The organism is Olleya namhaensis, from assembly GCF_900114005.1.
In the GTDB taxonomy this organism is placed as follows: domain Bacteria; phylum Bacteroidota; class Bacteroidia; order Flavobacteriales; family Flavobacteriaceae; genus Olleya; species Olleya namhaensis.
This window is the reverse complement of record NZ_FORM01000001.1, coordinates 332,326-346,423: the sequence shown is the minus strand read 5'-3', so window position 1 is coordinate 346,423 and position 14,098 is coordinate 332,326. Positions and strand designations below refer to the sequence as shown.

At 33.6% G+C, this 14,098-nt stretch carries 14 protein-coding genes; 10 read left to right on the top strand and 4 right to left on the bottom strand.

The window, feature by feature from the left end:
- Nucleotides 1-5: 5 nt before the first annotated feature.
- A complete protein-coding gene (locus BMZ09_RS01510) occupies nt 6-650 on the top strand; it encodes a hypothetical protein (RefSeq protein WP_090836866.1) in 645 nt (214 codons plus the stop codon).
- A gap of 208 nt (nt 651-858) precedes the next feature.
- Here BMZ09_RS01510 and BMZ09_RS01505 read toward each other — a convergent pair whose 3' ends face one another.
- From BMZ09_RS01505 to BMZ09_RS01490, 4 genes are read right to left on the bottom strand one after another with little or no spacing between them, the layout of a single operon-like run.
- Complete coding sequence (locus tag BMZ09_RS01505; RefSeq protein ID WP_090836864.1) at nt 859-1,989, bottom strand: ATP-binding protein; 1,131 nt, start codon at nt 1,987-1,989, stop codon at nt 859-861.
- Between the two features lie 23 nt (nt 1,990-2,012).
- Nucleotides 2,013-2,639, bottom strand: coding sequence for an HD domain-containing protein (locus tag BMZ09_RS01500; protein ID WP_245741075.1), 627 nt, complete (start codon nt 2,637-2,639; stop codon nt 2,013-2,015).
- Nucleotides 2,640-2,642: 3 nt separating this feature from the next.
- Nucleotides 2,643-3,398, bottom strand: coding sequence for an SDR family NAD(P)-dependent oxidoreductase (locus tag BMZ09_RS01495; RefSeq protein WP_090836862.1), 756 nt, complete (start codon nt 3,396-3,398; stop codon nt 2,643-2,645).
- A 13-nt stretch (nt 3,399-3,411) separates the two neighbouring features.
- On the bottom strand, nt 3,412-4,287 hold the full coding sequence (locus BMZ09_RS01490; protein WP_090836860.1) for an aldo/keto reductase: 876 nt from the start codon (nt 4,285-4,287) through the stop codon (nt 3,412-3,414).
- Between the two features lie 159 nt (nt 4,288-4,446).
- On the opposite strand from BMZ09_RS01490, the gene BMZ09_RS01485 reads away from it, so the two are divergent.
- The 9 genes from BMZ09_RS01485 to BMZ09_RS01445 all read left to right on the top strand — a co-directional run bounded on the left by BMZ09_RS01485 (nt 4,447) and on the right by BMZ09_RS01445 (nt 14,095).
- Nucleotides 4,447-5,448 (top strand): AAA family ATPase, encoded by a 1,002-nt coding sequence (locus tag BMZ09_RS01485; RefSeq protein WP_090836858.1) that lies wholly within the window; start codon nt 4,447-4,449, stop codon nt 5,446-5,448.
- A 99-nt stretch (nt 5,449-5,547) separates the two neighbouring features.
- Nucleotides 5,548-6,414, top strand: coding sequence for a DUF58 domain-containing protein (locus BMZ09_RS01480; RefSeq protein WP_090836856.1), 867 nt, complete (start codon nt 5,548-5,550; stop codon nt 6,412-6,414).
- 14 nt (nt 6,415-6,428) lie between these two features.
- Nucleotides 6,429-8,102: a hypothetical protein gene (locus BMZ09_RS01475; protein WP_245741073.1), complete on the top strand. Its 1,674-nt coding sequence runs from the start codon at nt 6,429-6,431 to the stop codon at nt 8,100-8,102.
- Nucleotides 8,102-9,106 (top strand): vWA domain-containing protein, encoded by a 1,005-nt coding sequence (locus tag BMZ09_RS01470; RefSeq protein ID WP_090836854.1) that lies wholly within the window; start codon nt 8,102-8,104, stop codon nt 9,104-9,106. Before BMZ09_RS01475 ends, BMZ09_RS01470 begins: the two co-directional genes overlap by 1 nt.
- A 95-nt stretch (nt 9,107-9,201) precedes the next feature.
- Nucleotides 9,202-10,239 (top strand): vWA domain-containing protein, encoded by a 1,038-nt coding sequence (locus BMZ09_RS01465; protein ID WP_090836852.1) that lies wholly within the window; start codon nt 9,202-9,204, stop codon nt 10,237-10,239.
- 57 nt (nt 10,240-10,296) lie between these two features.
- On the top strand, nt 10,297-11,142 hold the full coding sequence (locus BMZ09_RS01460) for a hypothetical protein (RefSeq protein ID WP_090836849.1): 846 nt from the start codon (nt 10,297-10,299) through the stop codon (nt 11,140-11,142).
- 25 nt (nt 11,143-11,167) lie between these two features.
- Nucleotides 11,168-12,952 carry a BatD family protein gene (locus tag BMZ09_RS01455; protein ID WP_090836848.1) on the top strand — a complete coding sequence of 595 codons (1,785 nt, stop codon included), beginning with the start codon at nt 11,168-11,170 and terminating at the stop codon, nt 12,950-12,952.
- 39 nt (nt 12,953-12,991) lie between these two features.
- Nucleotides 12,992-13,747: a tetratricopeptide repeat protein gene (locus BMZ09_RS01450; protein WP_090836846.1), complete on the top strand. Its 756-nt coding sequence runs from the start codon at nt 12,992-12,994 to the stop codon at nt 13,745-13,747.
- A gap of 60 nt (nt 13,748-13,807) precedes the next feature.
- Nucleotides 13,808-14,095 carry a hypothetical protein gene (locus BMZ09_RS01445; RefSeq protein ID WP_090836844.1) on the top strand — a complete coding sequence of 96 codons (288 nt, stop codon included), beginning with the start codon at nt 13,808-13,810 and terminating at the stop codon, nt 14,093-14,095.
- Nucleotides 14,096-14,098: the final 3 nt, after the last annotated feature.

The following is a 14,098-nucleotide window of genomic DNA, read 5'->3' as shown; positions in this document are numbered from 1 at the left end:
AAATCATGAATTTATCATTAAATATATTTAGTAGCATTCCTTGCTGGTTAATCCCTTTATTAGTGGGTGCAATATGTGCTATTTTAGGTTATCTTTTAGGAAAACTATCGGGTAGCGGTAATACTAATACTGTTGACTTAGATGTTTATAAAAATAGAATTAGTAAACTAGAAACAGATTTGGCTGCTTGCCAGTCAAGTAAAGCATCTGTGTCACGATCTTCTGGAGCGGGCAATACGGTGTCTTCTTTTGCAGCAGGAGCAGCAACAAGCGCTGCGGTTAAAACAGAGGTTGCAGCTAGTGCAGCACCTGTAAAGCAAAGTAAACCTGTTGAGGTTGTTCCTCCAAAAAGCACTTTTGATGCAGTAGCAGCAAAAGCAGTTTTTGGTAAAAAGATAAAGGAAGACGATTTAACTGTTGTAGAAGGTATTGGACCAAAAATAAAAGAGCTGTTTCATAATCACGAGGTAACAACTTGGGCAGCATTAGCAAGTTGTAGTGTAGAAAAATGTCAAGAGGTTTTAAAAAGTGGTGGTAAGCGTTTTGAAATGCACAAACCAGGGACTTGGCCAAGACAGGCGAATTTAGCAGCTAAAGGCTTATGGAAAGAATTAAATGATTGGCAGGACCAATTGGATGGAGGTAAGTAATAAATACCTTAATTAAAATAAAAAAAAGCCAATAATTACAATTGTAATTATTGGCTTTTTACATAATATAAAACCATATTCAATGCCGAGCTTTGTCGGGAGAATCAAGGTTTTTAAAGTTAATTAATTTAGTCTTTCATTGTAAATGTGTTCTTAATTAACTCTTTGTAATGGTGCGCTATGTATACTATTGCTAACCATTTTAGTCTTAGTTGTATTTTACTTTTCGTAAAATACGTAAGACGTCTTTGTATTTTCTATAAATTTCAGGAAGCGCTTTTAAAAAGGGTTTAGCCTCATTTAATTTATCTAATGCTTCGTGAAATAAATTTAGATAACATATTAAATACGTATCAGGTAGGTTGTTTAGATCTTTTGTTTCGTTATTATTTAAAATTTGTCCTTTTTTTAACTTTTCTAAAATCGCATTATTGTTATTATATATGTGATGTAGAATTTTTTTATCAAATTGAGGCGCATTAAAAAGTAAGGTAGAATCTATGTTGTAGCTGGCATTGTCAGAAAAACTTATGGTTGTTTTTTCTAAAGGATAGTATTTATAAGCGTCTTGAAGTCCGAGTTGTAAATATTCTATTATGGTAAAAGAATGTTCTGTGTAACTAATAGAAACTTCGTCTAAAGTAGAAAAAAACAATCGGACTTGTTCATTTATTAACTCGATATCTACTCTAGAGTAAAAGGTTTCGTTTTTAACCTGTTTTTTTTCGCCAGACCAACATAAAACAAAGTACTCCTTGAAAACAATGTATTTAGGGTTGTAGTCTTGGCGCTTTTTCATAAAATCAAAAACACCATCTAATGTGTATTCAATATTGTTTTGCGCGTGACTTTCTATAGCTTCGACAATTTTAGAATTTACGTCTGTAATTTCGCTTTTAAAAACCTTGGGCATACTAATGCTGCCATCTCTAAAAAATACAGAGCCGCCATAATACTTCCAGATGTTTTTTTTAAGAGAAGTTAGCCCTTCTTTTGGCCTTATAGTGACTAGTCCAACAACTTTGTGGTCGGGTAAATGTGGGAACGGAATATTCTCGTATTGTACTATAGGAGGATTATTAAAATAGGCATTGATTAGGTTTTGAATTTTAGAATCGTCAAAAAAGTCAACACCTATAATTTGGTTGTCTTCATCTTCTACGCCAATTACTATAAACGAATTGTTTTTAGGGTTGGAGTTTGATAGTGCGCAAACGTGTTTTAAAAACTTAGCTTTACCTTCTTTTTGGCCAATGTCAATTTTTCGCTTTTTATCGTAAAAACTATTCTCGTCGTTATGTGCGAGTAAGTTTTTGATAAGTAAGCGTTTATTAATCATGACTTATTTTCAGGGTTAATATTTTAAAGTAATTTTATCTCGCGGTTTAGATTGTCTCTTGCCTGTGCTTCGTATTGTTTTTTGTAGTGCTCTGTAAAATATAATGTTTCTCTTTCTAAAAAGTGATTTAGCACTTTTTTACGACCAGGATTGTACATAAAATTAGGGTATATTTTATACTCTTTTCTAATGTTTGAAATGTATTTTTTATATGTATTCCAATCGGTTCCTAGAATAGATAAATCTAAGTCCAAAAGGACAGCGTTATCATTATTCTGTGTTTTAAATATAGTGTGCTTTTTAGTAGATAGTATTAAGTCTTGAACGTTTTGTGTTCTTTTTAGATTAAAATCAATCTTTTTGAGTCGATTTAAAGCAAAAAGAGCACTTTTCTCCTCATTATCTTTATTTGTTGACTTGTAAATAATGTCGTGATACCAAATGGCGAACTTTAAAGAATCTAAATCTTTGATTTCTGTTTTGGTCTCATCAAGTTGTTTCAACATATTAAAAATATGAGAAAGATTATGGTAATGCCTGTTTTTTATAATGTATTGAGACTCAATTTCTGCCCAAAGCGATTCTGCTAAAGTACTATTGCAATAGTTTTTAGTTAATAAATGCCATTCGGATTTAAGCCAATTAATCATTTCTTACTCCTTTTTTACAATTGTAGAGCTAGCTTGAGCGGTACAAAACATAAGTACATCTGCAATGTTAACATGTGCTGGACGTGATACTGCAAAGTAAATAACGTCTGCTAAATCTTCAGGTTGTAATGCTTTGTAACCTTTGTAAACAGTGTCTGCTTTGGCATCTCCTTTAAAACGAACTTGAGAGAATTCAGTCTCCACTAATCCAGGATTTATGGCAGTTACTTTAATTCCAAAAGGATTTAGGTCAATGCGCATACCTTCAGTTACTGCAACAACTGCGTGTTTACTTGCGCAATACACATTACCTTTTGGATACACTTCTTTTCCGGCAGAAGATCCAATATTGATGATATGTCCCGATTGACGTGCAGTCATTTGAGGTATAATGGCTTTGCTGACATATAATAAACCTTTTACGTTTATGTCTAACATGGCATCCCAATCGTCTAAATTACCATCTTGAATTGGGTCTAAACCATGTGCATTACCAGCGTTGTTTATTAAAATATCTATCTGTTTAAAATTTTCAGGAAGCGATTCAATAGCAGCAAAGACTGCTTTTTTATCGCGAACATCAAAATTTAAAGTATGTACATTGGTTTGTTTTGATAGTGCTTTTTGTATGGTGTCTAAACGTTCTTGGCGACGACCACAAAGGATAAGGTTAATGCCATGTTTAGCAAACTCATGTGCTGTTGCGCGACCTATTCCGCTAGTTGCACCAGTAATTAATGCAGTTTTTGTATTACTCATTGTTGTATTTTTTTTATGGTACTTTATGTCCTTGGCTAGCAACTAATATTGAAAACCAATCTTCTAATTCCAATGTAATATGTGTTGCCGCTATAGCATCTGTTAATCTTTTGGTATTTGTGGTGCCCACAACGGGCTTTATGTTAGCAGGATGTTTTAAAATCCATGCTAATAATAATTGATCTTCTGTTGCATTGTATTTTTGCAATAAAAGGCCTAATTGTTTGTGGATGCGTCTAGTTTGCTCTGTATCTTCTCTAAATACGCTACCTAAAGGAGACCAACACATAGGTTGTGTATTGTTTAATTGCATATGGTCTAAAATACCGTCATGCATAGCGGTATGTTGTGTTAACGAAAATTCTATTTGATTTACAGAAACAGCGGTATGTTTGGATAATAAATCTGTTTGTGATGCTGTAAAATTAGAAACACCAAAGTCTTTAATTTTTCCTTGTTGTTTTAAAATAGTAATGGCTTCTGCAACTTCTTCTGGGTTTAGTAATGGGCTAGGTCTGTGCAATAACAGTAGGTCTAGGTAGTCTGTTTTTAAGTTTTTAAGTGATTGCTCGGTTGACCAAATAATATAATCTTTACTATAATTATAATGCTTGACCTGGTTTTCTGGGCGTGTTTGTCCAATATATTGAATACCGCACTTAGAAATTAACTGAATATTGTCACGGTTTATACTAGATTCCGCGAAAGCGTTACCAAATTGGGCTTCCGTTGTGTAGTCACCATAAATATCAGCGTGATCAAATGTAGTTATTTGATTTTCAATACAATGATGCATTAGTTGTATAAAGGCTTTTTTGTCTAACTGCTTGCCCCATTGTCCCCAAGTCATTGTTCCTGCAATAACTTTTGAATACTTATTTTTTGTCATAGTGTTAATTGAGCATTAAAAGTAAAACATAAATTACTCTTAAAAGTGCAATAAACACCCTATTTTTAACCAATTATTAACACGATTACAGTGAAAAATTTAACAATTTGCACCACTTGAATTTAAATAACGGTTCATTTTCTTAAAAAACAACATATAATGGAACAAACAAGTACAATTGATATCAAGTCAATTAACGAGAAAATTGAGAAAGAAAGCGCATTTGTAGATTTACTTATGCTTGAGATGAATAAAGTGATTGTTGGCCAAAAACATATGGTTGAGCGATTATTAATTGGTCTTTTAGGTCAAGGTCACATTTTATTAGAAGGTGTACCTGGATTAGCAAAAACTTTAGCTATTAACACGTTGTCTCAAGCAATTGATGCTAGTTTTAGTCGTATCCAATTTACACCGGATTTATTACCATCTGATGTTGTTGGAACGTTGATTTTTAATATGAAAGAAAATGACTTCTCTATTAAAAAAGGACCAATATTTGCCAATTTTGTTTTAGCAGATGAGATTAACAGAGCACCTGCAAAAGTGCAATCTGCGTTATTAGAAGCGATGCAAGAAAAGCAAGTGACTATTGGAGACGAAACATTTAAATTAGATAAGCCATTTTTAGTAATGGCAACTCAAAACCCAGTAGAACAAGAAGGGACTTATACGTTGCCGGAAGCACAAGTTGATAGATTTATGCTTAAAACCGTTATCGATTATCCTAAGCAAGCAGAAGAGCAGTTGATTATGCGTGCTAACTTAAAAGGAAACTGGGAGAAGGTTAATCCTGTTGTAACCGTTGCACAAATTTTAAAAGCACAAGAAGCTGTTAGAGAAGTATACATGGATGAGAAGATCGAAAAATATATCTTAGATATTATTTTTGCTACACGTTATCCAGAGCAATACAAATTAGCAGATTTAAAACCATTAATATCTTTTGGAGCCTCTCCGCGTGGTAGTATTAACCTAGCAACAGCAGCTAAATGTTATGCGTTTATTAAGCGTCGTGGTTATGTAATACCTGAAGATGTACGTGCTGTAGTACACGATGTATTGCGTCACAGAATTGGAATTACGTATGAAGCAGAAGCAGAAAACGTAACTTCTGAAGATATTATAAACAAGATTGTAAACGAAATTGAAGTACCATAGATGCGTTGGCAGTAATTAGTATTTATAGGCTTTGAGCTAAATTAATACTGATTATATTTTGACTGCTTACTGAAGACTGCACATAGCATACTAAAAAAAATGGATACTAAAGAGCTACTAAAAAAAGTACGTAAAATTGAGATTAAGACACGTCGTTTGTCTGATCATATTTTTGGAGGAGAATACCATTCTACCTTCAAAGGTCGTGGTATGACTTTTTCTGAAGTAAGGCAATACCAATTTGGAGACGATGTTAGAAATATTGATTGGAATGTTACCGCACGTACCAGTCAGCCACACATTAAAGTTTTTGAAGAAGAACGTGAACTGACCATGATGCTTATGGTGGACGTTTCAGGATCAGAGTTTTTTGGTACTGAAAATCAGTTTAAAAACGAAATTGTAACAGAAATAGCTGCAACATTAGCATTTTCTGCCACTCAGAATAACGATAAGATTGGATTAATTTTATTTTCCGATCAAGTCGAATTATTTATTCCGCCTAAAAAAGGACGTTCTCACGTCTTAAGAATAATCAGAGAATTAATTGAGTTTACACCTAAAAGCAAAGAGACCAATATTGTCGAAGCTTTAAAGTTTTTACGCAGTGTCATGAAAAAGAAAGCTATTGTATTTGTAATGAGTGATTTTATTGCTGATGATTATCAACAAACACTTAAAATAGCAGCTGGAAAACATGATATTACTGGTATTAGAGTTTTTGATAGACACGAAGAAAACATCCCTAATTTAGGAATGGTACAAATGCAAGATGGAGAAACAGGAGCGTTAATGTTAGTTAATACCAGTTCTAAATCTGTAAGAAAAAATTACGCTAAGTTTTACAACGAAAAGGTAGCCTATTTTAAAGATAGTTTTGCAAAGTCTGGAGCAGGTAGTATAGCTTGTAGAACAGACGAAAGTTATGTAAGAAAGTTATTAGGTTACTTTAAAACAAGAGGATAATTAATTAGTTAAAAGTGAAAAAAATAATACATTTTAATACAGTAAATACAATCAAAGCTATAGGTTTTTGTCTTGTGGCGATTGCCTTGCTGCTTTTACCTACAACGTCTTTTGGTCAAGTAAAAACAACAATAGATTCTACTTCCATCAAAATTGGAGCGCAAATCACTTACAAAATTGAAGTAGAGACGGATACCTTAAACTCGGTTATTTTTCCGGTTGGGCAAACGTTTTTACCTCTAGAAATGATTGAGTCTTATAAAACGGACACAACTAAATTAGACGCTAAGTATAAACTAATTAAAAAATACGGTTTAACACAGTTCGATTCTGGACGTTACGTTATTCCGCAGCAAAAAGTAATTATTGCAGGAAAGCAATACGTGTCAGACAGTTTATTGGTTGAGGTTAACAATATAGTTGTAGATACTACAAAACAAAAATTGTTTGATATAAAACCAATGCTTGAAGTTGAAAAACCAGCTAGTGATTGGTGGAAATATGTACTACTTATTTTAGCTATTTTAGCACTATTAGGGTTTGTTATTTATTGGTTTGTTTGGCGTAAAAAACCATTAACAGAAGAAGAGCAAATTGCACTATTACCGCCATATGATAGAGCAAAATTAGCATTACAGAAATTAGACGAAAGCAATTACTTATCTCAGGACAACTATAAAGATTACTACTCAGAGTTAACATTAGCTATCCGTACATATTTAGACGAGAAGGTTTATGATAGGGCTTTAGAAAGCACAACAGATGAGTTAATTACAAGATTAGAAGTGTTAAGTGATGGTAGTCAAATAGAGCTGTCTAAAGCGGATATTAAAAAACTAGAAACCGTTTTAAAACGTGCCGATTTAGTAAAATTTGCAAAATCTGCTCCAGACGTAGAGTTGGCAAAAATTGACAGAACAGTTATTGATCAAGAGATTGATCATGTAAAAGAAGCCTTGCCAGAACCAACTGAAGAAGAGAAACTTTTAGATTTAGAATACAAAAAGCAACAAGAGCGTAAAGATTATCTTCAAAAAATATGGGTCACTATTGCTGCACTAGTATTTATGCTAGGATTGACGTTTGCAGCGTTTAGCTATAGATATGGTTTTGATTATGTGGTAGACACGGTATTTCAAAAAGAAACAAAGCAGTTGTTAGAAGGTGGTTGGGTAGATAGCGATTATGGTTTTCCTCCGATAACAATTGCTACTCCAGAAGTTTTAAAAAGACAAAACACACCAATTCCGGAAGCGTTAAAAGATAAAATTAAAGTGTCTGCTTTTGGTTATGAGTTAGAAGGTAAAGTTACAATTGCAACGGTAACAACAACCTTTATGGATTCGCCTACAGGCGAAAAAGGACCATCTGCAGAGGATAATTTGTTACAGGCTATTGAAGGTAATTTAAGAGCTATTGAAGCTGAAGGTGGTCGAAACATAATATCTAATAAAGATAAGTTTAAAACACCAAATGGTGCAGAAGGTGTTAAGACTTCTGGAACTTTAGATTTTCCTGTTGACGATGCTAAATCGGATTATGTAAACGGTCAGTTTGTAATATTAAGTTTTGCTAACAAACAGGTCATGCAGCAAATTTTGATAACCTATTTAAAAGATGACATTTACTTGGATCAAGTGGTGGAGCGTATTTTGTCATCTGTAGAACTTAATCAAAAAGAAAACTAATGTTAGACGGAATTACATTTTTGAATAAAGAATTCTTTTGGTTGCTTTTAGCATTACCATTGGCTATTGCTTGGTATGTTTTTAAAAACAATAAGCAGACTGCCGAGTTAAAAATATCTAGTCTTAAAGGGTTTCAGGTCACTAATTCTCTATTACCTAAACTAAAACACGTGTTGTTTGCCTTGCGTCTTTTAGCATTAGGAATATTAATTGTTGCTTTAGCTAGACCACGTACATCAGAGACTAATACAAAAACCAAAACAACACGAGGTATAGACATTGTAATGGCTATTGATGTCTCTGCAAGTATGTTGGCAAAGGATTTAAGTCCAAACCGTCTTGAAGCTTTAAAAAAAGTGGCTGCCAAGTTTATTATAGGGCGTCCAAATGACAGAATTGGATTGGTGGAATATGCTGGAGAAAGCTATACAAAAACACCAATAACAAGTGATAAATCTATTGTATTAAATTCTCTAGAGGACATTAAGTATAATACAATTATAGAAGGAGGGACTGCTATTGGTAGTGGGTTAGCAACTTCTGTTAATAGATTAAAGGATAGTAAAGCTAAAAGTAAAGTCATTATTTTATTAACCGATGGTGTTAATAATTCTGGTGTATTAAATCCAAAAATTGCTAGTGAATTGGCAGTAGAGTTTGGTATAAAAGTATACACTATTGGTATTGGAACAAATGGTATGGCCCTGTCTCCTATTCAAATCTTGGCAAATGGTAGGTTTCAGTATGAGAGAGTTCAGGTAGAAATTGATGAGGATCTTTTAAAAGATATTGCAAAGGTGACTGGTGGAAAATATTTTAGAGCGACTAACAATCAAAAGTTAGAACAGATTTATGCTGAAATTAATAAGCTAGAAAAGACAGAAATTGACGAAATAAAATATACAACTTATGACGAGCATTTTAGACCGTTTGTTTGGGTTGCAGCTGCGTTGTTATTGTTAGAGTTTATAGGAAGGATTACGCTGTTTAAGAGTTTTGTATAACAGGCAAATATTCCGCGAAAGCGAAATAAAAAAGATTAATTAAAACATCCAAGCAAAAATAATTAGCAAGGGTTAATAATAGAATAGTATAGACAATGTTTCAAATAGAAGAAAAAATATGGTTTTGGACGCTGCTGGTTATTCCGGTATTGGTAGTCTTCTTTTTGTTGCTTCAGTTTTGGAAAAAACGCACACAAAAAAAGTTTGCTAATAAGGCGTTATTAAAACGTTTAAGTCCTAATCAGTCCGTATTTAAATCGGTTTTAAAATTAATAGTATTGTGTTTGGCTTTTGCAAGTTTGTCTTTAGCATTGGTAAATCCTAAAGTAGGGACAAGTTTAGAGACTGTTAAACGCGAAGGTGTTGATATTGTATTTGCAGTGGATGTGTCTAAAAGTATGCTTGCAGAAGATATTAAACCTAGCAGATTAGAAAAAGCGCAGCAATTGGTGTCTAAAGTTATTGATAACCTTGGAAGTGACCGTGTAGGTATTATTGCTTACGCAGGAAAAGCATTTCCGCAGTTGCCAATTACTACGGATTATTCGGCAGCAAAAATGTTTTTGCAAAATCTTAATACAGACATGTTATCCTCTCAAGGTACAGCTATAAACGAAGCGATTATTTTAGCTAAAACCTACTACGACGATGATGAGCAAACCAACCGTGTTTTAGTAATAATATCTGATGGAGAAGATCATGGTGAAGGTGCATTAAGAGTTGCAGAGGAAGCTAACGAAGAAGGTATAAAAATCTTTACCATTGGTGTTGGAGAGTTAACGGGAGGTCCAATACCATTAAAAAGAAATGGGACTTTGCTAGGTTATAAAAAAGATAAACAAGGAGAAACTGTAGTTACAAAATTAAATGAAGAGACCTTAAAAGGGATTGCTAATCAAGCGGGCGGTGTTTACATTAATGGCGCTAATACGGATAAAGTTGTTAGTCAGGTTAAGGATCTTTTAAATAAAATGGATAAGAAAGAATTTGAAGCGAAGCAGGTTGCTAACTTTGAAAGCAGATTCCAATGGTTTTTAGGCTTAGCAATCTTGTTATTATTTGTCGATATTTTCTTTTTAGAACGAAAAACAGCTTGGCTTAAAAAGTTAAACTTATTTAACGAGAATTTATAAATCCCTTAACATCAACAATTCTAGGTCTTTAGTATATTTACAAGTCACAATAATTAAATGAAAAACGTCTTAACTTACATATTACTATTACTATCCATAACTGTTGTTGCACAAGACAAAACAGAGGAGAAGGCAGCATTAAAACTAAAGCTAAAGGCACAAAGTTTTGTAGCAGAGGCTAATGATTTGGCTGATAGCGATGCTTTTGTGGAGGCAGAAATGGAATACCGTAAAGCGTTATCCATAAAGCCAACGCAAGTGGCTGGCGCGTATAATTTGGGACACCAGTACATTAAAAAAGGTAATTTTGAAGAAGCACTATATCGCAACCAACAAGCTGCAAAAAATGCGACTACAAAAGAAGAAAAACATAATGCCTTCCATAATATGGGTAATATTTTAATGGAAGAAAAAAAGTGTAAAGAAGCTGTAGAGGCTTACAAAAGCGCGCTTAGAAGTGATCCGTCGGATGATGAGACTAGATATAATTTTGCGCTAGCTAAGGCGTGTGCAAAACAGCAAGAAGATGATAACCCTCAGGATGACGATAAGGACGGAGAGAATAATAAAGATAAGGACGATAGTAAGGATAAAGATAAGGACAAAGAACAAGAGGATAATAAAGACAAGGATCAGCAGGATAAAGAAGATCAAGGCGATAAGGATAAAAAGGACGGTGATCAAGATAAGGATGAAGAAGGAGCGCCTAAGGACGATAAAGAAAGTGATCCAAAGGAAGGTGATAAAGAGAATCAGCAAAATCAACCACAACCAGGCCAAATGTCGCCTCAGCAAATTAAAAACTTACTAGAGGCCATGAATAATCAAGAACAAAAGGTTCAGGAAAAAATAAATGCACAAAAAGTTAAAGGAGCAAAACAACAGACAGATAAAGATTGGTAGTTAAATCTTTATATTTGAAAATTAAATGAAATTACTAAAATACATACTCCTAATTTTTATAACCTGTTCTACTACTTTAGTAATGGCGCAAGGTACAGACGCAGTATCGTTTCAAGCTAAAGTTAGTAAGAAAAAACTAGCATTGAATGAACGGTTACGTGTCGACTTTCAAATGAATAAGGATGGCGATAACTTTGTAACGCCAAGCTTTTCGGATTTTGTGGTTGTTGGAGGACCTAATCAATCGGTTAGTAACTCTTGGGATGGAAAACAACGTCGCTTTACTAAAATTTATAGCTACTTTTTAGCACCTAAAAAAATGGGTGTGTTTACTATTGCTGAAGCAACAATTGAGATTGATGGTGTTGTTTTTAAGACCAATCCAATAACCGTTAAGGTTACCAAAGCACAAGAAAAACCAGACGATCCAAACGATCCGGATTATATTGTACAGGAAAACATCCATTTAGTTACTGAGGTTTCTAAGACTAATCCTTATTTAAACGAGCCCATTACCGTTGTTTATAAATTATACGTGGCACCTAAGGCTGGTATTAGTAACTACAGAGAGATTGAAAGCCCTAAGTTTAATGGGTTTTGGAGTCAAAACATAGAAGACAGAGGTCTTAAAATACAAAACGGAACATATAAAGGTGAAGAATATCGTTATGTGACGTTAAGAAAGGCAGTCTTGTATCCGCAAAAAACGGGTGAGCTAATTATTGAGCCTTTAAGTTTAGATATTACACTAGAAGTGCCAACTAATAGACGTGATATTTACGGTAGGCAAATCAAAAATCAAGCACATAGAACCATTACCGCAAGTACAAGAAGTGTCACTGTAAAAGCACTTCCAGAAGAGGGTAAACCAGCTAATTTTACTGGAGCTGTTGGAGATTTTAAGTTTAATGTAACAACAACAAAAAGCAGTCTAAATGCCACGGAGTCGTTACAAGCAAAAATTGAAGTTTCAGGAAAAGGAAACTTGAAGTTGTTTCAATTACCAAAATTAACAACACCAAGCACATTAGAGGTTTACGATCCAGAACATGCGGAAAATGTACGTACTAATTTAGCGGGTATGCAAGGTCAGATTTCTGATAGTTATACTATAATTCCGCAGTATAAAGGTAAGTTTCCTATTCCGCCAATACGCTTTTCTTATTTTGATTTAAAAACCCAAAAATATGTAGAAGTAACGTCTCAAGACATTGTTGTTAATGTATTAGAAGGGCCAATTTATGCAGAAGCAGATAACAATTTGCCACTAGCAACTAATGGTAAAGATTCTAATGTTTTAAACCAAAAGCAATTTGCTTCTATCAAAACGCAAACTAGTTTTGTGTCTAAGGAAAACGAAACATTTTTAAATTCTCCTATATTTTGGACAAGCCTATTAGGACCATTATTAGCAATTCCTTTAGCATTATTTTATAGAAGAAAACGTGACGAAAGGCAAGCCGATGTTTCTGGTAATAGAAAACGTAAAGCAGACCGATTAGCTAAAAAGTATTTGTCAGAAGCTAAAAAGGCACTTGGACAAAAAGAATCTTTTTATATCGCTTTAGAAAAAGCATTGCATAATTACTTAAAAGGGCGTTTAAGTATCACAACGTCAGATTTAAGTAAAGACAAGATAACAGGCTTATTAACACAAAGAGGTGTAGATACAGCTGTTGTGTTAGACTTTGAGGCTATACTTGAAAATTGTGATTTAGCCCGTTATACGCCAATTACAGACGTAACAATGCAACAAGATTACGACAAGGCAGCAACGACCATAAATCAGATAGATAAACAAATTAAATAACGCTTATTTTTAGTTTCGCTAAAGCGGAAATTAGTATAAATGAAATACATACTTTACATATTTTTATTTTTCTGCGGAAGCATTACAGCTCAAGACCAATCTGTTTTTGATCAAGCTAATGCATTGTATAATGACGGAAAATTTGAGGACGCTATTGCTAAGTACCAGTCTATTGTTGACGGTAATCAACACTCGGCAGAAGTCTATTTTAATCTAGCAAACGCGCATTACAAGCTTAATAATGTAGGACCAAGTATTTATTATTACGAAAAAGCGTTACAGCTTAAACCAGAGGATACTGATATTTTAAATAATATGGAGTATGCTAAACAGATGACGGTAGATGCTGTTCAGGAAGTTCCTGAATTGGGGTTTTCTAGATTTTTCAATAAAGTAACTAACCTTTTTTCTTTTGATGATTGGGCAAAATTAGCAATTGCACTGATGGTTATTTTTGTGGTGTTATTACTGGTTTATTACTTTACCTATAGCACGCAAAGTAAGCGTGTTTCTTTTATCTTAGGATTTGTGTTTTTGTTTTTAAGTTTATCTAGTGTAGGATTAGCTTTTCAGAAACAAGCATTAGATAATAGAGATAATCCAGCAATTGTATTTGCGCAAAAAAGTGAAGTTAAAACCGAACCGAATTTGAGCGGTAACGAAGCTTTTACACTACATGAAGGAACTAAAGTATTAGTTCTAGACACCATTAATAATTGGAAAAAAATCAAATTAGCAGATGGTAAAACCGGTTGGATCTCGGCAAAAGATATAAGATTGTTAAACAATTTTTAGCCATTCCTTAACACATTACTGTGTCTATAGTTATATATTTGCTTTTCTCAAAGTAAAAAAATGCACAGAAAGTTAGTATCCATCTTCTTTACAGTATTGTTTTTGGCGCTTATTACAGCTCCATCAATAATTGTTGCTATAGATGATTCTGTGGATGTTTCTGTGTTTTACAGCTTGTCAGAGGAAGAGGAAGAAAACAAAAATGTAAATCTAACTTTTGTTATACAAAACTTAGAAGATGCCTTTTTTGAGACTTCAAAAACTACTGATTATTTAAGGTACCATTTTAAAACGTATCCTAAACCACATCTTAATTTAATTTCCCCACCTCCCGAATTCATTTTGTAATTT